This is a genomic window from Pantoea sp. M_10 (assembly GCF_008631515.1).
In the GTDB taxonomy this organism is placed as follows: Bacteria; Pseudomonadota; Gammaproteobacteria; order Enterobacterales; family Enterobacteriaceae; genus Pantoea; species Pantoea anthophila.
Genome location: NZ_VWUL01000003.1, coordinates 72,640 through 96,679 on the forward strand (window position 1 = coordinate 72,640; position 24,040 = coordinate 96,679).

The 24,040-nt window shown below is 58.4% G+C and carries 22 protein-coding genes; 15 read left to right on the forward strand and 7 right to left on the reverse strand.

All coding sequences use genetic code 11. The annotated features are described in order from the left end of the window. Nucleotides 1–355 precede the first annotated feature (355 nt). From murQ to F3I47_RS10170, 3 genes are all read left to right on the forward strand, one after another. Nucleotides 356–1,267 (forward strand): N-acetylmuramic acid 6-phosphate etherase, encoded by a 912-nt coding sequence (gene murQ, locus F3I47_RS10160; protein ID WP_140922774.1) that lies wholly within the window; start codon nt 356–358, stop codon nt 1,265–1,267. Beyond that, the gene (murP, locus tag F3I47_RS10165; RefSeq protein ID WP_150028756.1) at nt 1,267–2,721 is read left to right on the forward strand and encodes a PTS N-acetylmuramic acid transporter subunit IIBC; all 1,455 of its coding nucleotides are present in this window, start codon (nt 1,267–1,269) and stop codon (nt 2,719–2,721) included. Before murQ ends, murP begins: the two co-directional genes overlap by 1 nt. Nucleotides 2,722–2,948: 227 nt before the next feature. Beyond that, complete coding sequence (locus F3I47_RS10170; RefSeq protein ID WP_150028755.1) at nt 2,949–4,493, forward strand: PAS domain-containing methyl-accepting chemotaxis protein; 1,545 nt, start codon at nt 2,949–2,951, stop codon at nt 4,491–4,493. Here F3I47_RS10170 and F3I47_RS10175 read toward each other — a convergent pair. Next, complete coding sequence (locus F3I47_RS10175) at nt 4,490–5,467, reverse strand: AraC family transcriptional regulator (RefSeq protein WP_009092573.1); 978 nt, start codon at nt 5,465–5,467, stop codon at nt 4,490–4,492. The genes F3I47_RS10170 and F3I47_RS10175 overlap by 4 nt on opposite strands. A gap of 104 nt (nt 5,468–5,571) precedes the next feature. Between F3I47_RS10175 and F3I47_RS10180 the strand changes: the two genes are divergently transcribed. From F3I47_RS10180 to F3I47_RS10200, 5 genes are all read left to right on the forward strand, one after another. Continuing rightward, nucleotides 5,572–6,759 carry an MFS transporter gene (locus tag F3I47_RS10180; protein WP_058957008.1) on the forward strand — a complete coding sequence of 396 codons (1,188 nt, stop codon included), beginning with the start codon at nt 5,572–5,574 and terminating at the stop codon, nt 6,757–6,759. Nucleotides 6,760–6,971: 212 nt separating this feature from the next. Continuing rightward, the gene (locus F3I47_RS10185) at nt 6,972–7,181 is read left to right on the forward strand and encodes a DUF1471 domain-containing protein (protein WP_009092571.1); all 210 of its coding nucleotides are present in this window, start codon (nt 6,972–6,974) and stop codon (nt 7,179–7,181) included. Between the two features lie 199 nt (nt 7,182–7,380). Continuing rightward, nucleotides 7,381–8,433: a YncE family protein gene (locus F3I47_RS10190; protein WP_150028754.1), complete on the forward strand. Its 1,053-nt coding sequence runs from the start codon at nt 7,381–7,383 to the stop codon at nt 8,431–8,433. A 196-nt stretch (nt 8,434–8,629) separates the two neighbouring features. Continuing rightward, nucleotides 8,630–8,983, forward strand: coding sequence for a type II toxin-antitoxin system RelE/ParE family toxin (locus F3I47_RS10195; protein WP_046101034.1), 354 nt, complete (start codon nt 8,630–8,632; stop codon nt 8,981–8,983). Further along, nucleotides 8,976–9,275, forward strand: a complete 300-nt coding sequence (locus F3I47_RS10200; protein ID WP_009092569.1) for a helix-turn-helix domain-containing protein — start codon at nt 8,976–8,978, stop codon at nt 9,273–9,275. Before F3I47_RS10195 ends, F3I47_RS10200 begins: the two co-directional genes overlap by 8 nt. Before the next feature lie 55 nt (nt 9,276–9,330). Here the strand turns inward: F3I47_RS10200 and sbmA are convergent, their stop codons facing one another. Further along, complete coding sequence (gene sbmA, locus F3I47_RS10205) at nt 9,331–10,572, reverse strand: peptide antibiotic transporter SbmA (protein WP_009092568.1); 1,242 nt, start codon at nt 10,570–10,572, stop codon at nt 9,331–9,333. A gap of 277 nt (nt 10,573–10,849) precedes the next feature. Between sbmA and F3I47_RS10210 the strand changes: the two genes are divergently transcribed. Genes F3I47_RS10210 through F3I47_RS10220 form a run of 3 tightly spaced genes read left to right on the forward strand, consistent with a single transcriptional unit; the run spans nt 10,850 to nt 14,693 of the window. Further along, the gene (locus F3I47_RS10210) at nt 10,850–11,584 is read left to right on the forward strand and encodes a gluconate 2-dehydrogenase subunit 3 family protein (protein WP_009092567.1); all 735 of its coding nucleotides are present in this window, start codon (nt 10,850–10,852) and stop codon (nt 11,582–11,584) included. A 2-nt stretch (nt 11,585–11,586) separates the two neighbouring features. Continuing rightward, nucleotides 11,587–13,371 carry a GMC family oxidoreductase gene (locus F3I47_RS10215; RefSeq protein ID WP_009092566.1) on the forward strand — a complete coding sequence of 595 codons (1,785 nt, stop codon included), beginning with the start codon at nt 11,587–11,589 and terminating at the stop codon, nt 13,369–13,371. Nucleotides 13,372–13,382: 11 nt separating this feature from the next. Beyond that, nucleotides 13,383–14,693, forward strand: coding sequence for a cytochrome c (locus F3I47_RS10220; RefSeq protein WP_150028753.1), 1,311 nt, complete (start codon nt 13,383–13,385; stop codon nt 14,691–14,693). 43 nt (nt 14,694–14,736) lie between these two features. Here F3I47_RS10220 and F3I47_RS10225 read toward each other — a convergent pair whose 3' ends face one another. Continuing rightward, complete coding sequence (locus F3I47_RS10225; protein WP_140922768.1) at nt 14,737–16,146, reverse strand: MFS transporter; 1,410 nt, start codon at nt 16,144–16,146, stop codon at nt 14,737–14,739. A gap of 227 nt (nt 16,147–16,373) precedes the next feature. On the opposite strand from F3I47_RS10225, the gene F3I47_RS10230 reads away from it, so the two are divergent. Next, nucleotides 16,374–16,706 carry a type II toxin-antitoxin system RelE/ParE family toxin gene (locus tag F3I47_RS10230; RefSeq protein ID WP_009092563.1) on the forward strand — a complete coding sequence of 111 codons (333 nt, stop codon included), beginning with the start codon at nt 16,374–16,376 and terminating at the stop codon, nt 16,704–16,706. Nucleotide 16,707: 1 nt separating this feature from the next. Next, a complete protein-coding gene (gene nadS, locus F3I47_RS10235; RefSeq protein WP_009092561.1) occupies nt 16,708–16,992 on the forward strand; it encodes a NadS family protein in 285 nt (94 codons plus the stop codon). A 60-nt stretch (nt 16,993–17,052) separates the two neighbouring features. Here nadS and abgT read toward each other — a convergent pair whose 3' ends face one another. The 3 genes from abgT to F3I47_RS10250 form a co-directional block, all read right to left on the reverse strand. After that, nucleotides 17,053–18,570 carry a p-aminobenzoyl-glutamate transporter gene (gene abgT, locus F3I47_RS10240; protein WP_140028724.1) on the reverse strand — a complete coding sequence of 506 codons (1,518 nt, stop codon included), beginning with the start codon at nt 18,568–18,570 and terminating at the stop codon, nt 17,053–17,055. A gap of 167 nt (nt 18,571–18,737) precedes the next feature. After that, nucleotides 18,738–20,180, reverse strand: coding sequence for a M20 family metallopeptidase (locus F3I47_RS10245; RefSeq protein WP_140922766.1), 1,443 nt, complete (start codon nt 20,178–20,180; stop codon nt 18,738–18,740). Continuing rightward, on the reverse strand, nt 20,177–21,490 hold the full coding sequence (locus F3I47_RS10250) for an amidohydrolase (RefSeq protein WP_009092557.1): 1,314 nt from the start codon (nt 21,488–21,490) through the stop codon (nt 20,177–20,179). Before F3I47_RS10250 ends, F3I47_RS10245 begins: the two co-directional genes overlap by 4 nt. A 115-nt stretch (nt 21,491–21,605) precedes the next feature. Between F3I47_RS10250 and F3I47_RS10255 the strand changes: the two genes are divergently transcribed. Both F3I47_RS10255 and yjdN read left to right on the forward strand, forming a co-directional pair. Further along, a complete protein-coding gene (locus F3I47_RS10255) occupies nt 21,606–22,499 on the forward strand; it encodes a LysR family transcriptional regulator (RefSeq protein ID WP_150028752.1) in 894 nt (297 codons plus the stop codon). Between the two features lie 76 nt (nt 22,500–22,575). Further along, on the forward strand, nt 22,576–23,013 hold the full coding sequence (yjdN, locus tag F3I47_RS10260) for a VOC family metalloprotein YjdN (RefSeq protein WP_009092553.1): 438 nt from the start codon (nt 22,576–22,578) through the stop codon (nt 23,011–23,013). 82 nt (nt 23,014–23,095) lie between these two features. Here the strand turns inward: yjdN and F3I47_RS10265 are convergent, their stop codons facing one another. Beyond that, a complete protein-coding gene (locus F3I47_RS10265; protein ID WP_150028751.1) occupies nt 23,096–23,962 on the reverse strand; it encodes a nucleoside-specific channel-forming protein Tsx in 867 nt (288 codons plus the stop codon). Between the last annotated feature and the right edge of the window lie 78 nt (nt 23,963–24,040).

Genomic DNA, 24,040 nt, shown 5'->3' on the forward strand with positions numbered 1-24,040 from the left:
TCGTCGTTCACGCAGAAAGGGCTCAACGAAAGTTGGGCCCTTTTTTTGTGTGGCTTAGTTCATACCGGGTCGATAGGGCAGATGTCCGGCTAAAACTTCTTTTCAAACAGCAGTAAAACAGCCTGAGGGAAGAAAATGTTCACCTGACGAGTAAAGCGTCCCACGCCAGGGACGGCGTGGGCCGAGCGTCATGGATAACGAATGCGTCTTTACGATCAGGTGAACCTTTTCTGACCGGCTCCGGTTTGACAACGACGCCACTCACATCCAGTGAAAAAAGATCTCCCCCAGCGAATTAATCATTCTTTATAATGTTTTCCAGTTTGAATAATTTATTCCTTTTGCGGAGCCCGCCATGAAACTCGACCTCAGCCAGATGATTACCGAAGGCCGCAACCCGGCCAGCCAGAACATTGACGAACTCTCCACCGAAGCGATGCTGCGCGTTATTAATGACGAAGATAAAAAGGTCGCGCTGGCAGTTGAGGCTATCCTGCCGCAGATCGCTGCCGCCGTTGACGCCATCTGCGCCGCCTTCCGGGCCGGTGGACGACTGATCTACTGCGGCGCAGGCACCTCCGGACGGCTCGGTATTCTGGACGCCAGCGAATGCCCGCCCACCTTTGGCACCCCCCGCGAACAGGTTATCGGCCTGATCGCCGGTGGCCATACCGCCATCCTGCAGGCGGTTGAAAACGCCGAAGATAACCGGGAGCAGGGCGCGCAGGATCTGAAAGATATCCACTTCAGCCGCCACGATATCCTGGTCGGTATCGCCGCCAGCGGTCGCACACCCTACGTGCTGGGTGCGCTGGCTTACGCGAACGAACTTGGCGCGACCACCGTGGCGCTCACCTGTAATCCGGACAGCGCCATGGCACAGGTTGCCGCGATTGCGCTCACCCCGGTGGTCGGCCCGGAGATTGTCACCGGCTCTTCCCGCATGAAAGCGGGCACGGCGCAGAAACTGGTGCTCAACATGCTTACCACCGGCGCGATGATCCGCAGCGGAAAGGTCTACGGCAATCTCATGGTGGATGTGGAAGCCACGAATCAGAAGCTGGTTCAGCGCCAGGTCAACATCGTCATGCAGGCCACGGATTGCGATGACGCCACGGCCCGCGCCGCGCTCACCGCCTGCGGCGGACACTGCAAAACGGCCATCCTGATGGTGCTGGCCGGACTGGACGCCGATGAGGCAAAAGCGCTGCTCAGCCAGCATCAGGGCTTTATCCGTCAGGCTCTGCAGGCAGCGGGAGCACGCTGATGGCCAGCATCACCGTAGCACTGCTGCGCGATATCCTGCAGGCGGTCGGCGGGGCGCACAATATCGCTGCCTGCGGCCACTGCATGACGCGGCTGCGGCTGACGCTCAATCAGGCCGGGCAGGCCGATCTGCCACGCCTGAAAAGCCTGCCGGGCGTGCTGGGCGTCATCGACAGCGAGGCGCAGCTTCAGATTGTCCTCGGTCCGGGGAAAGCGCAGACCGCCGCGGAAGGGATGCAGCGCCTGCTGTCACAGGAAGATATCTCGCCACCTCCGCGCCAGCAGACGGCGGATCTGGCACAGCGGGCGGCGGAGCAGAAGCAGCAGCTCAGGGCGAAACAGACCCACGGCGTTCACCAGTTTCTGTCGCGTTTTGCCACCATTTTTACCCCGCTGATTCCGGGCTTTATCGGCGCGGGCCTGCTGCTCGGTTTTGCCACGCTGATTGAGCAGAGCCTCCACCTTAATGCGCCCGGCGACCATGCGCCCTGGCTGCTGCACACCGTGGCGTACATGAAAGTGTTCGGCAAAGGGCTGTTCACCTTTCTCAGCATCCTGATTGGCTACAACGCGCAGAAAGCCTTTGGCGGCAGCGGCGTCAACGGTGCCATCATCGCCTCGCTGTTTGTGCTTGGCTATGTGCCCACTGCCACCACGGGTTACTACAGCGGGATGGAGAGCTTCTTTGGCCTCAGCATTGATCCGCGCGGCAACATTATCGGGGTGCTGATGGCGACGATTATCGGGGCATGGATTGAGAAACAGCTGCGCCGCATCATTCCCGATAATCTCGATATGATCCTCACTTCGCTGTTTACGCTGGTGATCACCGGCGCCATCACCTATCTGCTCATCATGCCGCTGGGCGGTGAACTGTTCAGAGGGATGTCCTGGCTGTTCATCCATCTCAACAATAATCCCTTTGGCTGTGCTCTGCTGGCCGGGCTGTTCCTGATTGCGGTGATGTTCGGCATCCATCAAGGCTTTATTCCGGTCTACTTTGCGCTGATGGAAAGCCAGGGCTTTAACTCCCTGTTTCCGATTCTGGCAATGGCGGGGGCAGGGCAGGTCGGTGCAGCACTGGCGCTGTGGTGCAAAGCGGAGAAAGGGGCGCTGCTGCGGGCACAGATCAAAGGTGCCATTGTGCCGGGCCTGCTGGGTGTCGGTGAACCTCTGATCTACGGCGTCACCCTGCCGCGCCTTAAGCCCTTCATCACCGCCTGTGGGGGCGGAGCGCTGGGCGGTTTCTTTATCGGACTGGTGGCGTGGCTGGGATTACCGGTGGGGATGAATACGGTATTCGGGCCATCCGGTCTGGTCACGCTGCCGCTGATGACGTCCGGACAGGGGATCTTCGCCGGGATGGCGGTCTATCTGGCCGGGCTGATGGTCGCCTGGACCGGCGGGTTTCTGCTGACCTGGTGGTTCGGCACCCGAAATGTTGACCTCAGCTGACGGGCTGCCGGAATTCTGAAATCCGGCTAACGGATGAATAATCACCCAAAAATGTGAAAGCCGCTGCAAAGTGGCTTTTTTCGCGGCAGAAATTTAACAGAAACGCTAAAGAGAGTACAGAAGCATGCCGAAAACATAAAAAAAGGTAATCGTTATCTCTCAGCCCACCGTTTTCCCGCTGACAGTTAAGCTGTTGCGGGCAGAAGGTGGGTCTTCAAGGATTTTTGATGCGTAACAACCAGCCTGTCTCTCAGCGTGAATATCTGTTCGACGATCATGCGACACTGATGTCCACCACCGATCTCAACAGCCACATCACCTACGCCAACGACGCCTTCATCGAAGCGAGCGGATTCACCGCCGACGAGATCAACGGCCAGCCGCACAATATGGTGCGCCATCCCGACATGCCGCCGGAAGCCTTTGCTGACATGTGGGCGACGCTGAAGCAGGGCGAGCCCTGGACCGCGCTGGTCAAGAACCGACGTAAAAATGGCGATCACTACTGGGTGCGGGCCAATGCCATTCCGGTGGTGCGTGACGGCAAAGTGCAGGGTTATATGTCAGTGCGCACTAAACCCACCCCGGAAGAGGTGCGTCAGAGCGAAGCGCTCTATCAGGATTTTCGTGAAGGCCGCGCCAGAGGGCGACGTTTTCACAAAGGTCTGCTGGTGCGCAGCGGCTGGGGACGACCCGCCTCATTGCTGAAGACGCTGCCACTGCGCTGGCGGATCCGCAGCACCCTGCTGGCACTGCTGCCCCTGTCGGTGGCGGGTACCTGGGCGCTGGGTATGACACCGGCGGCCCTGGCCGGTTTTGCTGCCGGTATGGCCGCTCTGCTGACACTCAGCAGCCTCTGGCTGGAGCAGCAGATCTCCCGCCCGATCGAACGGATGTGTCAGCAGGCCCTGCGCGTGGCGACCGGAGCCAGTCATCAGGTTGAGCAGATGGATCGCGTGGATGAGGTGGGCGTGACGCTGCGTGCCATTGGCCAGCTCGGCCTGATGTTCCGCTGGCTGGTGGATGATGTCAGCGGCCAGGCGATCAACGTCTTAAGCGCCAGCGACGCTATCGCCCGCAGCAATAACGAACTGAGTCGCCGTACCGAGCAGGCGGCTGCCAACGTGCAGCAGACGGCGGCCACCATGAACGAAATGACCGCGACGGTGAAGAGCAATACGGAAACCGCGCATGAGGTGAATACCCTCTCTGCCGACACCAGCAGTGCGGCGAGCAAAGGCGGCGAGGTGATGAGCGAGATGATGGAGATGATGGGTGAAATCGCCGACAGCTCGAAGCGAATCGCCAATATTACCAGCGTGATCGACGGTATTGCCTTCCAGACCAACATCCTGGCGCTGAACGCGGCCGTGGAAGCGGCACGGGCCGGTGAACAGGGCAAAGGCTTTGCGGTGGTGGCGGGCGAGGTGCGCAGTCTGGCGCAGCGCAGCGCCAAAGCGGCCAGTGAGATTAAAATGCTGGTCGAAACCAGCGCTGGCCGGGTCAAATCGGGCAATGAACACGCCAGCGCGGCAGGCCGGACCATGCAGGATATCGTGTCGCAGGTGCGGAATGTCACGGCACTGATTGCCCAGATCAGTGCCGCCACCGCCGAGCAGGCCACCGCACTCAGTGAGGTGAGTTCAGCGGTGGAAGATCTTGATGACATTACCCATCAGAACGCCGCGCGCGTATCGGAAAGCGCCGAGGCGTCGGGCCGCATGACCCATCAGGCAAACCGTCTGGTGGAGGCGATCAGCGTATTCCGCTAAGCGGCAGATGAGGCGGTCAGCGCCTGCGTGCCTTCGCGTCCGGCTCGCAGCGCGCCTGGCGACTGACCGACAATGCGTTTAAAGGCGCGGCTGAACGCTGCAATCGAGCCGTAGCCGAGATGGTAAGCCACGGCTTCCACCGCTTCGCCATTGTTCACAATCCGCTGCACTGCCAGCCGCATCCGCAGCTCGGTCAGATAACGTAACGGCGTCATGCCGGTGGCGTTGAGAAAACGGCCGGCAAACACCGAACGCGAACAGCCCGCCACGCTGGCCAGCCGCGCGACCGTCCAGTTTTCGCCCGGCTCCCGGTGCATGGCGGCAATCGCCTGACTCAGCCGCGGATCGCGCATCGCCTGCACCAGCCCGCTCTGCTGACCGCAGCCGTTCTCCACCCAGCCGCGCACAATCAGCGCGGCAACCACGTCGGCCAGACGCGACAGAATACCGGCAAATCCCGCCTGCCGGGTGCGCGACTCCCGTTCCATCGCCGCCAGGATCGGCTGAATCTCCGGATACTGCGACAGCAGGGTACTCACCAGCATCACATCCGGCATAGTATTGATCAGCGGCTGCATGCCGCCCAGTTCAAATGCCATACAGGCGCTGAACAGCAGCACGCTGTGCTCATCCTCACCGGCATCCTCCGGAGCGGCGATGGCGCAGACGCTGTCGCAGATCGGCTTGCTCGTCATATTTTTCACACACAGACAGGCCACCTCCTCGCCGGAGATCAGGCTGTGCGGTTTACCGTGCGGCACCAGCAGCGCATCGCCGCTGTGAAGCGGAAACACCTCACCGGAGGCGCTGCGCACCAGCAGTGAGCCGCGGCCGACAAAGTGAAACTGCGCCCGGCCCGGTGCGTGATCGAAGCGCAGCCCGAACGGTGCGCTTACGGCGATACGCTGATAGTTGACGCCATAAAGGCGCATCCCCATCAACAGCTCGCTGGTCAGGTCTCCATAGTGGCTCATGCGATTCCAGACGAATTATCAAAAATGAAGGTGTAAGCATCATAGATCGTCCTGACGCCTCACTCTATGCTCTCTCACACTTTTTTATCTTCCGGAGAAGCAGCATGAGTCTGACAACCGAAGTGGCTGATGAGGTTTCCTCGCCGACCCACCCCGCGTGGGGCGCGGTTTTTGCTATGGCGTTTGGGGTGTTCAGCCTGATTACCGCCGAATTTTTACCCGTGAGTCTGCTGACGCCCATGGCGCACAGCCTCGGCGTTTCAGAAGGGCAGGCGGGACAGACCGTCACCATTACCGCCCTGGTGGCGCTGTTTACCAGCCTGGTGACCGGCAGCGTCACGCGGCGTATCGACCGCCGCATCGTGATGCTGGTGTTCTCACTGCTGTTGATCGCCTCGGCGCTGATGGTGGCGTTTGCCGGCGATCTGACGGTGATATTGCTGGCGCGCGTGTTGCTGGGGATGGCGATAGGTGGCTTCTGGACGCTCTCAACCGCCATCACCATGCGTCTGGTGCCCGTCGATCAGGTGCCGCGGGCGCTCTCCATCGTCTTCAGCGGGATCTCGCTGGCGACGATTATCGCCACGCCGCTTGGCAGCTACCTCGGTGGCCTGGTGGGCTGGCGCAACATCTTTATGCTGACCGCCGGGCTGGGCGCGGTGGCGCTGCTGTGGCAGTTCTTTACCCTGCCCGCCATGCCGGCAGAGAACAAAGCCCGCAGCGGCGGCGTACTGACCCTGCTGCGGATCGGCGTGATGCGCTGGGGCATGCTGGCCGTGATCATGATGTTCACCGGCCACTTCGCCTTCTTCACCTATCTTCGCCCTTTCCTGGAAGGTGTAGCGCAGTTCAACCTTAATCAGCTGTCGCTGGCGCTGCTGGCCTTTGGTGTGGCGAACTTCTTTGGCACCTCGCTGGCCGGTTTTCTGGTGACCCGCAGCGTGTCGCTGACGCTGAGCGGGATGGCGCTGCTGATGAGCCTGACCGCGCTGCTGCTGGTGACTTTTGGCGGGGTCAGCTGGATAGTGGGAGCGGGCGTGGCGATCTGGGGCATGGCGTTTGGTTCGATGCCAACCGGCTGGTCAACCTGGATTTCGCGCGCGGTGCCGGATGATGCAGAATCGGGCGGTGGTCTGCTGGTCGCCACGATTCAGCTGGCGATAACTGTCGGCGCGGCGGCGGGCGGCTGGATGTTCGATCTGCGCGGCGCTGGCGGCGTATTTGTTGCCAGCGGGGTACTGATGCTGCTGGCTGCACTGACCATCTTCAGCCGGGTCCGGCACCACGGTTAATCTTTTTCAGGCAGCGGATTATGCTGCCTTTTCTTTCATGATCGGGTTATTAACCTTTTGAGCGATAACTGTACGATGCGTGCTTTTTATGTTCAGTTTTTCTGAAAAAGATAAGCAAAACCCTCCGCTTTTTCCTGATCAACTTCCGGACTATTATTTCTATCAACAAGGCAGCACGCCTTACCTGATAAAAATCAACCGAGGAATTGACCATGAAATCTATCAAAACTTTTGCAGCTGTTATCGCGCTTTCTGTTCTGCCATTCGCCAGCTTCGCGCAATCTGTGACCGCCATCGACTCTACACTGGACGGTGCTGAAGCGAAAATTGCTGCGCAGGCTCAGGAAGCTGGTGCTTCATATAAAATCACTGAAGCTTACACCAACAACGGCGTGCACATGACCGCTGAACTGCTGAAATAATCTCTCTGCCCTCCCATGCTGACAGGACGCCTCCGGGCGTCCTGGCGGCGTTTCTGCGCGAATAATCCTGTCCCTTTCATTCCGAAATAATTATTATTCTCAAAAACAAGATTCTCTCAGGCTGCTGGTCAGCTGTTTCTGGTTGCAATGTCGGGCTTTCATTTCACTGCGTCTGCGGTGAATTCACTCTGGAGAAGTTATGAAAGCGAATACCAATACGCGCCGGACGCTGCGTCCGCTGTTACTGGCTACGGCCCTGTTTTCTGCGTCAGGATGGCTGGCCGTGCAGGCAGAAGATCTGAATCAGGCGGTGGGCAAAGGCGTCTATGAACTGGCCGTCAGCCCGAAGGAGAAGGCGCTGTTCGTGGCGACAGCACAAAACAGCAGCGGCGAGGGCGGCACCGTGTTTCGTCTCGATCCCGCGACGCTGGCGGTGCAGAAGTCGATCGCCACGCCGCTGAAATCGTTTGGCGCGGCGCTCAACCCGCAAACCAACGTGCTTTATATCGGAAATACTCTTGACGGTTCAGTGACCGCGATTGATGCCAGCAGTGGCAACGTCCTCAACACGCGCGTGCTGGATGGCCGCAAGCGCAGCGAAACCGTGCGTCCGTTGCAGCCGCGTCAGGTGGCCTTGGATGTGAAAACTGACCGCGTCTATATCACCGGGCTGGGGCCGCAGAGCGTGGTCTGGGTCGTGGATGGCAGTTCGCTGAAACTGATCAGCACGATCCCGAACACCGGCAAAATGGGCACAGGCCTGGCAGTGGATTCAGCCGCGCAGAAGGTGTACGTCACCAATGCGGATGGCGAGCTGGTGACCATTAACGCCCGCACCAATGCCGTTGAGAAAAAACAGAAGATTGATGGCGATAAAGCGCACTTCTTCCTGAACATTGCGCTGGATACGCGCGGTCAGCGTGCCTTCCTGAGTGATTCAAAGCAGGCTCAGGTGCTGGTGGTTGATCTGCGTAGTCAGCAGGTCATACAGCGGATTGCCGTTCCGGAATCGCTGGCGGTGCTGTTCAATCCGGATCGCGATGAACTTTATGTTACCCATCGCAAAGCGGGCGAGGTCAGCATCATCGACGCCCGCACCTATCAGGTTAAACGTACTGTAAAAACGCCGGCCCTGCCGAACAGTCTGGCGCTCTCAGCGGATGGCAACGTGCTTTATGTCAGCGTGAAGCAGCCAGGCTCGCGCAAGGCGCCGCCAGCGAATCCTGATAGCGTGATGCGCATTACTCTGTAAGGAACGCTCTCTTTGCGGGGAGGTAAAGAGTTTTACCGCCGCGCTGTGTCACTGGAAAAGCCACTCTCACGGGTGGCTTTTTGTATTGAAAAGCACGCTTTTGGCCAGGACATGTCGCGGTTATAGGGCAACACTTGCCCTTATAGCGAATAAGCTATAGTATGGTTTATAGCTTATTCGCTATAAGGATGTTGCGATGTGGGATATCGATACAACCCATCTCTTTGACGAGTGGTTTGAGACCCAGACTGAGGCGCTGAAGGAGGATATGCTCGCCGCGATGATTATCCTTTCCGAGTATGGTCCTCAATTAGGAAGGCCGTATGCTGATACGGTAGACGACTCTGACTTTCCAAATATGAAAGAATTAAGAGTGCAGCATCAGGGCAATCCGATTCGGGCCTTCTTCGCGTTTGATCCTGCTCGCCGTGGCATTGTGTTATGTGCTGGCGATAAAACCGGGGTTAAAGAAAAAAGATTCTATAAAGAGATGATCAAACTGGCAGATGCTGAATTCCGAAAACACCTGAAAAGAGGGGAAAATGGCTAATTTAAAAGAGCTGATGGCAAAGCAAAGCCCGGAAAGTCGTGAGCGTATTGCCGAAAAAGTGGACGAAATGCGGCAGGTTATTGCCCTGAACATGTTGCGGGAAGAACTTAACCTATCCCAGACAGAGATGGCGCGAGCCATGGGGGTGAAGCAGCCAACCATTGCCAGAATGGAGCAGGCTGACAACGATCCACGCCTTTCTACGCTGAAGCGTTACGTTACAGCTCTGGGAGGCGAGATAAGTATTGATGTCAGACTGCCGACAGGAAAAAGAATTGCTTTTGACCTTTGAATAAAAAAAGCCACTTGTCAGAGTGGCTTTTTCGCCTCAATAAAGCGCCTGTGCGCTACACATCCTCTGACGCTTCGCGCATCATCTCGTCGTGCGGCACATCATCCAGAATCTGCTCGAAGCTGCGCAGACGTTTGTAGATGGACATCAGTTCAATCAGCGTCGACCAGGAGGCGATCAGATACTGGAACGAGCCGCGCACCTGATCAAACACGTTGGTGATCTGGTTGAGTAAGCCCAGCGTGATGGTGCCCGCCACAATCGAAGGAAACAGCAGGAACAGACCAAACACGTTATCGACCTGCAGATAGAGAATGCGGGTGATGTTGAAGTAGAGATAGTGAAAGTAGAGACGGAAGTAGTTAACCCGCACCCGACTGAACAGCTCCTGCACCGTTTGTGGCCCGGCGCGATCGGCATTATCTTCGCCGTAGACCAGCTCTTTACGGTAGGCGGCTTCGACCCGCTGGTTGCGGAACTCCAGCCCAGGCAGTTTAATCCCGACCAGCGCCAGCAAACCTGTACCAAACACCGACCAGAGCACCGCGGCAATCACCAGCGCGTAAGGGATATTACCGAGGAACGGGATATCTTTAACGTGATGGGAGAGCGCCACCAGTACCGGCAAAAATGCCACCAGCGTCATGATCGCCTGAATAAAACTGACGCCCCAGTTTTCAAGCGTGGTCGCAAAGCGCATGGTGTCTTCCTGCACACGCTGTGCGGCACCTTCAACATGACGCAGCCGCTGCCAGTTGTGCATGTAGTAGTTATTCATGGCGGTACGCCAGCGGAAAACCCAGTGGCTGATAAAGAACGAATTAAGTACGCCAATCACCACCGCGATTAATGCGATGCCGAGAAAAGCCACAACCTGGTGGTAAAACTCAGCAATCTGCACCGATCCCGCTTTTGTCAGCGCTTTCTGGATCAGATCGTAAAACGGGCCATACCAGGCGTTGATGGCGACCCCGACCTGGACACCAAACCAGGTGACAAAGATGATCAGTGCCGATCCCCAGACTGACCAGCGTTGCCACGGATGCGAGTCGATCACCCGCCACGCCACGGCAAAAATGGCGACCATTATCCAGTAGTAGAGATAGAACCAGATCTGACTCGCCGCGATAAAACGCGCTGCGGTCGTCGGCAGGGGCGCTTTGATAGCGGTTTCGAACATGGGCCACATGCCGGGCAACTGCTCAGCAAAACCAAACCAGGCAAAAATAGCGACTAAACTCCAGACGGCCGCTGAGCTGAAAAACAGCGCTGGCCGCGGAAAAAAAGACTTAAACATAGGCACTCCGCTGTTGTGTATGGTCTTTTATAACGTTTTGGTTGCTTGCTGTCTGTAGTCTGTTGTTTCTGCTCATGACAGGGCAGGGATGAATGTTAATGAAATTGTGCGGTTTTGTTTCGCGGAACTAAATCTTTGTGAATAGCAGTGTTACAATATGGCGGCTTGTTACCGGTAACAAACCGGCATCAGGGCCGGTATCTGCTGATAAAAACCACTACAACGCAACCACCTATTTTTTTCATACCGCCATCCAGCGCGGGAATGAGGCAATGTCATGTCAGAACAAAAAAAGGGTCATTCACGCAGGGATTTTTTGCTGAAGACAATCACCCTGGCGCCTGCAATGGCGGTAGGGTCCACAGCGATGGGTGCTCTCTCCCTGCCGCTGACCGCACAGGCGGCGGAAACGCCGGCTGCACCGCAGAAGGCGCGTGATTATCAGCCCTCCTGGTTTACCGCCGAAGAGTATGCCTTTATCACCGCCGCCGTGGCGCGCCTGATCCCCAGCGATGAACGCGGGCCTGGCGCAGTGGAAGCGGGCGTGCCGGAGTTCATTGACCGCCAGATGAATACACCCTATGCCACCGGATCGAACTGGTATATGCAGGGGCCGTTTAATCCCGATCTGCCGAAAGAGCTGGGCTATCAGCTGCCGCTGGTGCCGCAGCAGATCTACCGTCTCGGTCTGGCCGATGCCGACCACTACAGCAAACAGCAGCACGGTAAGGTGTTCGCTCAGCTCAGCGCGGAGCAGCAGGATGCGCTATTGCAGGCGATGGAGAGTGGCAGCGCCGAATTCAGCCAGTTGCCCGCTAAAACCTTCTTTGCCTTTCTGCTGCAGAACACACGCGAAGGCTTCTTCAGCGATCCTGTCCACGGCGGAAATCAGGGAATGGTCGGCTGGAAGCTGATCAACTTCCCTGGCGCACGCGCCGACTTTATGGACTGGGTAGAGCGCGGTGAACGTTATCCGTTCCCGTCAGTATCGATTCGCGGGGAGAGAAGTTAAGCATGGCAAACGAAATGAAAAAAGTGGATGCGGTGATTGTTGGCTTCGGCTGGGCCGGTGCCATCATGGCGAAAGAGCTGACCGAAGCGGGCCTGAATGTGCTGGCGCTGGAGCGTGGGCCGCATCGCGACACCTATCCGGACGGCTCTTATCCGCAGTCCATTGATGAGCTGACCTATAACATCCGCAAAAAGCTGTTCCAGGATCTCTCTAAAAGCACCGTGACCATCCGTCATGATGCTTCGCAGACGGCGGTGCCTTATCGTCAGCTGGCGGCATTCCTGCCCGGCACCGGCACCGGCGGCGCGGGCCTGCACTGGTCAGGCGTCCACTTCCGCGTGGATCCGATTGAACTGCGGATGCGCAGCCATTACGAAGAGCGTTACGGCAAGAATTTCATCCCGGAAGGCATGACGATTCAGGATTTTGGCGTCAGCTACGATGAGCTGGAGCCGTTCTTCGACAAGGCGGAAAAAGTCTTTGGCACCTCAGGCAGCGCCTGGAGTATCAAGGGCAAGGTGGTCGGCAAAGATAAAGGCGGTAACCCGTTTGCGCCCGATCGTTCAGATAACTTCCCGCTGCCCGCACAGAAGCGTACCTACTCGGCGCAGCTGTTTGCGCAGGCGGCGGAGTCGGTCGGCTATCATCCTTACGATCTGCCTTCCGCCAACACCTCCGGGCCCTATACCAACACCTATGGCGCGCAGATGGGGCCGTGTAACTTCTGCGGATACTGCAGCGGCTACGCCTGCTACATGTATTCCAAAGCGTCACCTAACGTGAACATCCTGCCAGCACTGCGCCAGGAGCCAAAGTTTGAACTGCGTAACAACTCGTATGTCCTGCGGGTCAATCTCAGCGATGACAAAACGCGCGCAACCGGCGTGACCTATGTGGACGGGCAGGGGCGCGAACAGGTGCAGCCCGCTGACCTGGTGATCCTCTCCGCCTTCCAGTTCCACAATGTGCATCTGATGCTGCTGTCAGGCATCGGCAAGCCTTACAACCCGATTACCAACGAAGGCACCGTCGGCCGTAACTTCGCCTATCAGAACCTCTCTACCCTGAAGGCGCTGTTTGATAAAAACACCACCACTAACCCGTTTATCGGCGCAGGTGGCGCGGGCGTTGCGGTTGATGATTTCAACGCCGATAACTTCGACCACGGACCGCTGGGCTTTGTGGGCGGATCGCCATTCTGGGTCAACCAGGCGGGAACCAAGCCGATCTCCGGCATGCCAGTGCCTGCCGGTACGCCAGACTGGGGCAGTAAATGGAAAGCGGCGGTGGCGGATACTTACACCCATCACCTGTCGATGGATGCGCACGGCGCGCATCAGTCCTACCGCGCTAACTATCTCGATCTCGATCCCAACTACAAAGATGTTTATGGGCAGCCACTGCTGCGCATGACCTTTGACTGGCAGGAGAACGACATCAAAATGGCGCAGTTTATGGTCGGAAAAATGCGCAATATCGCGGAGGCGATGAATCCGAAGATGATTCTGGGCGGCGCGAAAAAGCCGGGCACCCATTTTGACTCCAGGGTTTATCAGACCACCCACATCAGTGGCGGTGCGATCATGGGCGACGATCCGAAAACCAGTGCGGTTAACCGCTATCTGCAAAGCTGGGACGTGCCGAATGTGTTTGTACCAGGTGCCTCTGCCTTCCCGCAGGGACTGGGCTATAACCCGACCGGCATGGTGGCGGCGCTGACCTACTGGTCAGCTAAAGCGATTCGCGAAAACTACCTGAAGAACCCCGGTCCACTGGTGCAGGCATAAGGAACATGGCGATGAAAAATGGCATTCTGGCCCTGATTCTGGGCACCCTGACCTTTGCCGCGCTGGCGGATGAGAGCCAGGACAATCTGGTTAAGCGGGGAGAGTATCTGGCGCGCGCCGGTGACTGTGTGGCCTGTCACACCAGCAAAGGCGGCGCGACCTTTGCCGGTGGTCTGCCGATGGCCACCCCGATTGGCACCATCTACTCCACCAACATCACTCCCGATCGCACGACCGGTATTGGTGAGTACAGCTACGACGACTTCCAGAAAGCGGTGCGTCATGGTGTGGCGAAAAATGGCGATACCCTCTATCCCGCCATGCCTTATCCCTCTTACGCGGTCGTCAGCGATGAGGATATGAAGGCGCTTTACGCCTATTTCATGCATGGCGTGACGGCGGTGAAGCAGCCAAATCGCGACAGCGACATTCCGTGGCCGCTGTCGATGCGCTGGCCGCTGGCGATCTGGCGTGGGATTTTTGCGCCCGATGTGAAAGCGTTCCAGCCTGCCGCTCAGGAAGATCCGGTGCTGGCGCGCGGTCGCTATCTGGTTGAGGGGCTGGGCCACTGCGGTGCCTGTCACACGCCGCGCAGTTTCACCATGCAGGAGAAGGTGCTGACCAACGCCGAAGGCAACGACTATCTGGCAGGCAGCAGCGCGCCGATTGACGGCTGGACGGCCAGCAACCTGCGTGGCGATAACCGCGATGGGCTGGGGCGCTGGAGCGAAGATGACCTGCGTCAGTTCCTGCGTTATGGCCGTAACGATCAGACTGCCGCGTTCGGTGGGATGACCGACGTGGTGGAACACAGCCTGCAGCACCTGAGCGAAGCCGATATCACCGCGATTGCGCGCTATCTGAAGTCCCTGGGCGCGAAAGATCCGCATCAGGCGGCCTTCAGCGTGGATGATGTCACCGCCAAAGCGCTCTGGCGCGGCGATGACAGCCAGACCGGTGCGGCGGCCTATGTCGACAGCTGTGCGGCATGCCATAAAACTGATGGCAGCGGCTATAAGCGTTTTTATCCGGCGCTGCGCGGCAACCCGGTGGTACTGGCGGACGATCCGACCTCGCTGATTCACATCGTGCTGGTGGGCGGGCAACTGCCTGGCGTGAACGGTGCGCCATCGACCATTACCATGCCGGCATTTGGCTGGCGGCTGAACGACCAGCAGGTTGCCGATGTGGTGAACTTCGTGCGTAACAGCTGGGGCAATAAGGCGTCAGAACCGGTGACCGCGAAACAGGTCGCGTCGCTGCGTAAAGATGAGAAGGATCGTCTGGGCAGTGCAGACATCCGGGTGCTGGAAGGCAAATAACCCGTAAAAAAGGCCGTCATCATCAGGATGGCGGCCTTTTCTTTTAAATATTCTCCAGATCGATTCCGCGGGTTTTCGGCCCGTAAATCCCTACCGACAGCATCACCATCAGCATGCTCAGCACGATGAACGTAATCACGCCCGGTGTGCCGGCGTATTGCAGGATCACCCCGATTAAAATACTGCTGAATACCGTAGAGAGGCGGCTGAAGGAGTAGCAGAAGCCGACTGCCCGCGCCCGGATGTGGGTCGGGAAAATCTCGGTCTGATAGGCGTGGAAGCTGAAAGTCAGCCAGGCGTTGGACCAGGTAATCAGGAAGCCGCAGAGGATCAGCAGCACCGGCTGCGTCTGAAAGGCGAACAGCGTGCCGAATACCACCGTCATCAGCGATGACAGAACAATCTGCCACTTATTCTCCAGCTTATCGGCATAGCGGCTGCAGATCAGCGATCCCAGCGGATAGGCCAGCGTGATAAAGAAGGCATAGAGCAGGCTGTGTGTCACCGTGGCACCGCGGCCTGACAGCAGCGCAGGCAGCCAGTTACCAAAGCCAAAAAAGCCGATCGCCTGGAAAAAGTTCATCACCACCAGCATCAGGGTGCGCTGGCGATAAGCGGGAGCCCAGATCTCACGAAAGCGCCCGCGTTTGGGCAGCTGTGCAGCCGCGTCATCGGGCAGGATAGCGGGCCCGGCCGGAATGCCGCAGCGCTGCTCCATCGCCGATAACACCTCATGCGCCGCCTGATAGCGCCCCTGCTGCGCCAGCCAGCGTGCCGATTCCGGCAGATTTCTGCGCACCAGCCAGATCACCAGTGAACAGAGTGCGCCTGCGATCACGACCCAGCGCCAGCCTTCCAGACCGAACACGGTCTGCGGCACCAGCCACCACGACATCAGCGCGACGGCAGGCACCGATAAAAACTGCACGAAAAAGGCATAAGCAAAGGCGCGGCTGCGCAGGTGGCTCGGCACCCATTCCGACAGATAGGTATCAATGGTCACCAGCTCGACGCCCAGCCCTATTCCCACCAGAAAGCGGAACAGAATGATCATCTCCGCGCTCTGCTGAAAGGCCATCAGCAGGGAAAAGAGCCCATACCAGAGCAGCGCACACATAAAGGTCAGGCGGCGGCCAAATCGGTCAGCGTAGGGGGCCAGCAGGCTGGCGCCGAAAAAGAGGCCGAGAAAGGTGGCTGACGCAAACGCAGCCTGATCGGAGAAGCCGAGCACGCCCGCCTCACCGGTGTGAAAGACGCCTGCCGCCAGCAGGCCGGTGCTGATATAGCCGGTTTCAAACAGGTCGTAAAGTTCAAAAAAGCCGCCCAGTGCCAGCAGGGTGATAAAGCGCCATAAGCCAGCGGACGCGGGCAGCGCATCAATGCGCCCGGCTACGCTGTTGCGGGTCGCCGATGACGCGTGCGTCGGCGGCAGGCGGGTGGAGTGAGTGGTCATATCAGCGTCAACCTCAGGCAGTATGGGAAACACCTGCAGGCGGTTATTCAGAACGTCAACCGTTAGCAGGCGAAGAAATAGCAGAATAATCAATTCATCTGCCGTTGCCGAGAGGGGCGTTGCTGACGATTTAGCAACATACGTTGCAGGTTTTGCCATCCATGGGCTTTTTCATGAAGCAGGCTGGGTGTACTATGTACTCCTCATGGAAGAGACAGGAGTGAGCGATGAGTCAGGCAATTGAGTTTATCGAAACCCCGATGTTTACCCGACAGATAAAGCAAATCGCCACGGATGAAGAGCTTCGGGAGCTTCAGAGGGAGCTTATCGAGTCACCGGAGAAAGGCGATCTTATTCAGAAAACCGGCGGACTGCGAAAAATCAGGATGGCGACGGGCAATCAGGGTAAAAGCAGCAGCGCAAGGGTAATTTACTTTCTGGCTACCGCTGAGGTGATTTACCTGATCATGGCTTATCCAAAGAATCTCAAAGAGAACCTCACAGATGCGGAAAAAGCCGTGCTGAAAAAGCTGACACAAAGACTGAAAGAGGAGATATGACATGAGTTTTTTTGATGAGCTGAAAGCATCGCTGGAAGAGGCGGTGGAGATAAAAAACGGTGTCAGAGAACCCGCCCGTGTTACCCATTACGCGCTGGCTGATGTGAAGGCTATCCGGGCGCAGCTTAACGTCTCCCAGAGTGAAATGGCGGCGGCACTGGGAACCAGCCTTGATACGATAAAGAGCTGGGAAAGCGGACGCCGCAATCCGACCGGACTGGCAGCTAAAGTGCTGGCGACTATCCAGAAGAATCCCGCCTTCTTTCAGGAACTGGCTGCGCACTGACATAACTGCAGTGCCGCAGAAAACGTGCCAGCGTTTTGGCTGTATCGCTGGCACATCGCCTTAAGGCAGTTGCGGCCAGACGCCTGGCCCAATCGGCAGTCCCAGCCAGTACCAGGCGACCAGCAGGGCGATCCAGCTGATAAAGAACACCAGCGGATAGGGGAAGATCAGCACATAGTAGGTGCCGAGCTGTGCATCCTTCTGGTATCGCTGCAAAAAGGCGAGGAACAGCGGCAGAAAGGGCGACATCGGTGCCAGCGGCAGCACCGCCGAGTCAGCGATGCGGAAAATCATCTGGGCAAAGGCGGGATGGAAGCCGAGTAGCATAAACATCGGCACGAACACCGGCGCCAGAATCGACCAGATGGCTGAGCCGCTGGCGATAAACATGCAGAGAAACGCCGACAGAAACATCAGGCCGAGAAATGCGGGCGCGCCGCTGACGCCTGCGCTCTCCAGCACGTCGGTCAGTCCTATCGCCATGAATTTGCCCATGTTGCTCCAGTTAAAGAACGCCACGAACTGCGACAGCGGAAAGACCATCACGATAAAACCCGCCATGCCTTTCATCGGATCGACCAGCAACTGCGGGATATCATCCGGACGGCGGATCTGCCGGGTGGCGACACCATAGGCAATCGCCACCACAAAGAAGAACAGAATGATGATCGGCACAATGCCCTGAATAAATGGCGAGGGGATAATGGCACCGCTGACGGGATTGCGCAGCGGCGCATGTTCCGGCACGACCAGTAACGCCATCACGGCGATAAACAGCAGCGCGGCGATCCCGGCGGCCCGCAGGCCGCGGTTCTCCAGCGGCGTCAGCCCCGCCAGCTTTTCGCCGTTGCCCTGCCACTGCGGCAGGCGCGGCTCAACAAATTTGTCGGTCAGCAATGCACCCACAATCGTCAGCACAATCACCGAGGTGGCCATAAAGAACCAGTTATCGATGACGCTGACATGCACCGTATCGCTGACCGCTTTAGCGGCTTCGGTGCTGATACCTGAAAGCAGCACATCGGTGGTGACGATCAGCAGGTTAGCGGTAAAACCCGAGGCGACACCGGCGATGGCGGCCAGCAGGCCCGCGACAGGATGACGGCCCACCGCCAGAAAGATCAGCGCACCCAGCGGCGGCATCACCACCAGCGCCGCGTCCGAGGAGATATGGCTGAAAAAGGCGATAAACAGCACCATGTAGCTGGCGTAACGGCGGCTGACGCGTGACGCCATCTTAACCATCAGCGACTGCAGCAGGCCGACCTTTTCCGCCAGCCCGGCACCAATGACCAGCGCCAGAATCGACCCCAGCGGGGTAAAGCTGCTGAAGTTTTTGATGATGTTGGGCAGGATCCACTGCAGACCCGCGACGCTCAGCAGGTTGTTGACCCGGACGATTTCGCCATTACCGGGGTTCTTCACCGCCAGATCCAGCGCACTGATAATGGCGGTTGCGACCATCAGTACCACAATCAGATAGACAAACAGTAAAAACGGGTTAGGCACTTTATTGCCTGCGCGCTCGATCCAGCTGAAGAGCCGGCCAGGACTACGGTTCTCGGAGGTTGCTTCCATGGTATGGGTTCTCTTCTTGTCGTCTTGTGACCCCCTTATCGATGGCGGCGCGGGCTGACGCCGGTCGCGACAGGCAACAGGCGGTGAGTTCAGTTCCGGCCCCGCAGAATCAGGGAAGTGTTTGCACTCTTTTTATTCTGGTCCGCGTCAGCGACGCGGCCGCTGGCTCATCCGGCCAGTTTTGTGGGTGTGATCCCCGCAGGGATCGGGCAGTGATAGGGCTGCCCGGCGCGTGCCTTCTGAAATTCGGCCTGGCATTCCGCCAGCGCCTGCTCATCCTGCAGGAGCGTGGTCACCGTCGCCGCCATCACTTTGCCCGCCAGCAACATGCCCTTATGCGCGATCGTGGTGCGGCCCTGCGCCACCAGTTGCCAGGTGTGCAGCGGCGTGCCGAAGGTAAAGCAGGGCGCAAAACACTGTGCCGTCGGCGTGACCCAGCTGACATCGCCGACATCGGTGGAGCCATAGAGCAGGTCGCGGGTGACGGCATAGGGCGCGACCTGATCCATAAACAGCCTCTCCCCCAGCTGCTCCGCCCAGGCGTGACCGGCTTCGCCACCGATACGGGCGGCGTTCAGGCGGGCATTACGCAGATCATCATCGGTCAGAGTGGCACGCAGTTCAGCCGCGAACGCGCGCTCTTCGTCGCTGTAGTCGGGCAAACCAAAGTGATGCAAATAGCGCTCCATGACCGCTTCCAGCGCGCGATTAGGCACATAGTCAGAGCAGGCTTTGTCAAAACGCACGGTCAGGGTCGTGTCCGTCATCAGGGCGGCACCCCGGGCAATATTGATCACCCGCTGATAGATCGCCTGCGCCTGTGGCAGCGATGGCGCGCGGATCAGGTAGAGCACCTCCGCATCGGCCTGCACCACATTTGGCGAGACACCGCCGCTGTTGGTGATGGCGTAGTGCAGACGTGCCTCCTGTTCGATGTGCTCGCGCAGAAAGTTGGCCCCGGTATTCATCAGCGTGACGGCATCCAGTGCGCTGCGGCCCAGATGGGGAGAATTAGCGGCATGAGCCGCGATCCCTTTGAAGCTGAACGCGGCCTGAATATTGGCGAGCGTGCGCAGATTGAACATGCCGCTGAAACCTTCCGGATGCCAGGTCACGGCGGCATCCACATCGTCAAACAGGCCCTCACGCACCATAAAGGTCTTGCCCGATCCCCCTTCTTCGCCAGGGCAGCCATAAAAACGCACGGTTCCGCCAGCGTGATGCTGCTCCATCCAGGCTTTAACCGCACAGGCCGCCGCCACGCCGGCGGTGCCGAGCAGGTTGTGGCCGCAGCCGTGTCCGTTGCCGTTCACCTCCAGCGGTTCTGGCCGGGCGCATCCGGCCTGCTGGCTGAGACCGGCCAGCGCATCAAACTCCCCGAGGATGGCAATCACCGGTTTGCCGCTGCCGGCGCTGGCGATAAAGGCGGTGTCAATGCCGCCCACGCCGCGCTCCACGATGAACCCGGTTTCGGCCAGCGCGTCGGCCAGCAGGGCCGAGGAGCGGGTTTCGGCAAAGCGGGTTTCCGGCGTATCCCAGATGGCGTCGCTGAGCGTGCTGAAACGGTGCTGATGGCGGTCGATATAGTCGGCAATAAAGGCTTCCATCATCGTGTTTCACCATACTGCGCCTGATTGAGCGCCAGCGTCGCCAGCAGCGTGATGGCGTCCGGCATGACCCGCTCATCAAAGTCGAATCGGGCATTATGGTGGCCCGCCGCCAGGTCACAGCCGAAAATGACGTATGAGGCCTGGCCGCCACGCTGCCTGACCCGCTCCATCATATAGGTCGCATCTTCTGACCCTGCCGCCTGCGCTTTGCGATCGACCACGGAATCAAAGATACCGAGCGCGTCTGCCTGCTGGTGGATGAAATCGACCCACGGCTGCGTCGGGGTGCAGCTGCGCGCCGCACCCATCAGCGTCACCTGCTGCTCAACACCATACATCGCCGCCGCACCGGCAATTACCCGCAGCGCCTGCTGATAAATATCGTCGTTAACCTGATTGGTGATGCCGCGGGTTTCGACCTTCAGCAGGGCGCAGTCGGCGACCACGTTGCGGCCGGTTCCGGCCTGCAGCACGCCGACATTCACCCGCGCCACGCCGCCGCTGTGCTGGGCCAGGCCATGCAGGGCCAGCGTCGCCTGAGCCGCCGCCAGCAGGGCATTGCGTCCCTCTTCCGGGCGGCCACCCGCATGGGCACCGACGCCGGTGAAGTGAACATCCAGCTTGGTGGTGGCGAGAAAGCTGTCGCTGCCGCACACCACTTCGCCCGCCGGCACGCCGGTGCCAATGTGAATCGCCGTGAAGCGATCCACATCATCGACCACGCCCGCCGCTACCATCGCTTTCGCGCCGCGTACACCCTCTTCAGCAGGCTGAAAAATCAGTTTGATGGTGCCGCTGAGCCGCTCTTTCATCGCCATCAGCACCGAGGCAAGCCCCAGCCCGATGGTGGTATGGCCATCATGACCGCAGGCGTGCATCATGCCCGCATTGCAGGAGGCGAACCCTTCCCGCTGCGGCAGATGATCGCTGGCCTGGCTCTCATTGAGATCCAGTGCGTCCATGTCCACGCGGAAGCCCATCACCGGGCCGGGACGGCCTGTTTCCAGCGTCGCCACGATGCCGCAGAATCCGCCGGAAAAGTGGCTGATCCACTGCGGCAGCGCGCCCTGTTGTAACGCTCGCGCCTCCTGCTGTTTCAGCACGGCGGCGTCGGGCAGGCCCATCCGCGCCTCTGCGTCGATCACCTCACGCCCCAGCTTTAGCTGATAACCGAGCTGATGCAGCTCTTCAGCGACCAGCGTGGCGGTGCGAAACTCCAGCCAGCCCGATTCGGCGTAGTGATGGAAGTCACGACGCCACTGCTGAAGCTGCGGCAGCCTTGCACTGACGTGGTCGGAAAGGGTTTTCATCGGCTCTGTCCTCGTTGTTGGTTTTTTATGCACTGCTTCGAATCTACACAATGGAATTGCCGGGCATAAGATGCGAATATCTTGTGACTGATAAACAACGGTTATCACAGAAGTTATGTCCGCTAATCTCAAGCTTCATCAACTGCGTGCGTTTGTTGACGTGGCGCGGCAGGGCAGTATCCGTGCGGCAAGCCGTGTTTCGGGGCTGTCGCAACCGGCGCTGACCAAAGCGATTCAGGAACTGGAGCGTGAGCTGGGGGCAAAGCTGTTTATCCGCCGCCAGCAGGGCGTGGTGTTAACCGATATCGGTGATAACTTTTTCCGTCATGCCAGCCTGGTGCTGGCGGAGCTGCGGGTCGCCGAAGAGGATATCCAGCAGCGGCTGGGGCGGGGCGGGGGGCAGGTGAATATCGGCATCGGCAGCAGCGTGGCGCGTACCGTTATGCCGCAGGTGATCAACCAGTTTCATCGGGAATATCCGCTGGTCAAGGTGCGCATCGTCGAAGGCCAGCTGGTGTCGATGGTGCATGAGCTGCGTCAGGGAACGCTCGATTTCACCATCAATACTTATGACCAGAGTCATCTCGATCAGGAGCTGATGTATGAGCGCGTGATGGAGCGGGAATATAAGGTGGTGGTTCGCAAAGGCCATCCGCTGGAAAAAGCCCGTTCACTGGCGGCGTTGCAGCAGGCGGACTGGACCATGCCGACGCCGAAAGGCAGCTATTACCGCCTGTTGCACGATCTCTTTGGCGAGCGCGGCATGGCACCCAAAATCGTGGTGACCTGCGAAACCTTTATGGCCTGCACCAGCCTGGTGGCGCAAAGCGATTTCATCAGCATTCTGTCAGCCGATGTGATTGACGATCCGGTTCTGGGACGGTCGCTGGTGGCGCTGACGCTTGACGAACCCCTGCCGAAAGCGATTTTTTATCTGATTCAGCGTAAGGAGACCGCGCTGACGCCCATGAGCAGCTATATGGCGCAGCTGTTTCGCCGTTATTGTTAGTAAAATCAGCGAGTAAAGTCGATCGTCTACACTCTTAGGGTACTGTAAAAATCCAACCGACAATATAGAGGTGAAGATGCAAGTCAGTCCTTATCTGTTTCTCTATGGCCGTTGTGAAGAGGCTATCGACTTTTACCTGCAGGCGACCGGGGGCGAGTTGCTCGCGAAAATGAAGTTTGGTGATATGCCGGATCAGGGAGAGCAGGTTGGCGATCAGTCCGCAGCGCCGCAGCCACCCGAGAAGATCATGCATGCGCAACTGCGTATTGGCGACGGCGAGCTGATGCTCAGCGACGGTAACACCGATCAGCCACCGGCGTCGGAACATGCCGGTTATGCGGTCAGCCTTTCCACCACCGATGTCGAAGAGGGTAAAGCGTGGTTTGAAAAACTGTCGGCAGGCGGCAAGGTGACAACGGAGTGGCAGGAGACTTTCTGGTCGAACGGCTTCGCCATGTTTATCGATAAGTTCAACATTCCGTGGCGCATCAATGTGGAGAAGTCGCAGGATTAAGCGGCTGACGGACGTCACAGGACGTGACGTCTTACCAGCAGAAACACAAGGCGGCGACGCGATAAAGCGCCGCCGCTTTACATCAGAAGTTGTAACCCGCCACCAGGTAGTAACCCCAGCCGGTCGATTTCAGCTCAAACGGCCCGTTGCCGAAGTTAACTTCCTGACCATCTGCCCACTGTCCGCCGTTGTGGAAATAACGCGCCACCGCAGAGAAGTGCCAGTGATCGTAGCCCAGTGACAGAATGTGGCTGGAGGCGATGGAGTTGCTGGTGCGTGATGCGCCGCCTTTATCGCGCAGATCGGAACCCCAGTCGAAGTTAGTGAAGCCGACATAGCCCAGATTACCGCCCCACAGCGTCGTGATCGGGACGAAGTATTTCACTTTGAAGCGATAGCCATCCCAGCTGTTCTCGTTCGCCGCACCGTAGTTTTCCCACTGATATTTGGCATAGACGTTCAGCGACAGGCCGACATCGCTGTGCGTATCGATATCGGTGCCGAGACCCATATACCAGGTGTTCTGGCGGCTGTCGCTGTTGCGGCCCATATCGTAGATGTAGTTGTTAGCAAAATACCACTCTTTGAACGGACCAAACGCCAGGCTGGTGCCGGTCAGCTTGTCGATCGAGAAGCGCGGCTCAATTTCCATGAACATCGGGGAACCGTGGTCGAATACGCCGTTGGCGTTGCTGTTGCCGACGCCGAAGAAATTAGGTACGTCGAGATAGCCGTAAAAGTCGAACCACTCTTTTTTCGCAAACGCTTCATATTCCAGATAGACGTCGTTGTTGAACTGCGGTCCGAAACGGGTGTGGTAGCTGCCTACCACGTTAACGCTCTGATGCCACCAGTCAGAGAGATACTGCGGATCGCTTTCTGCGGCCTGCGCAGCACCACTCAGTGAACATGCCAGCACGGCACCTGCTATCAACGTTTTATATTTCATTATCATCAGCCACATGCTTTTGACCGCCGCACAGCAGACGCAGTCAGAGAGAAATCGGTCCCTGGAGGGAATGAGGAT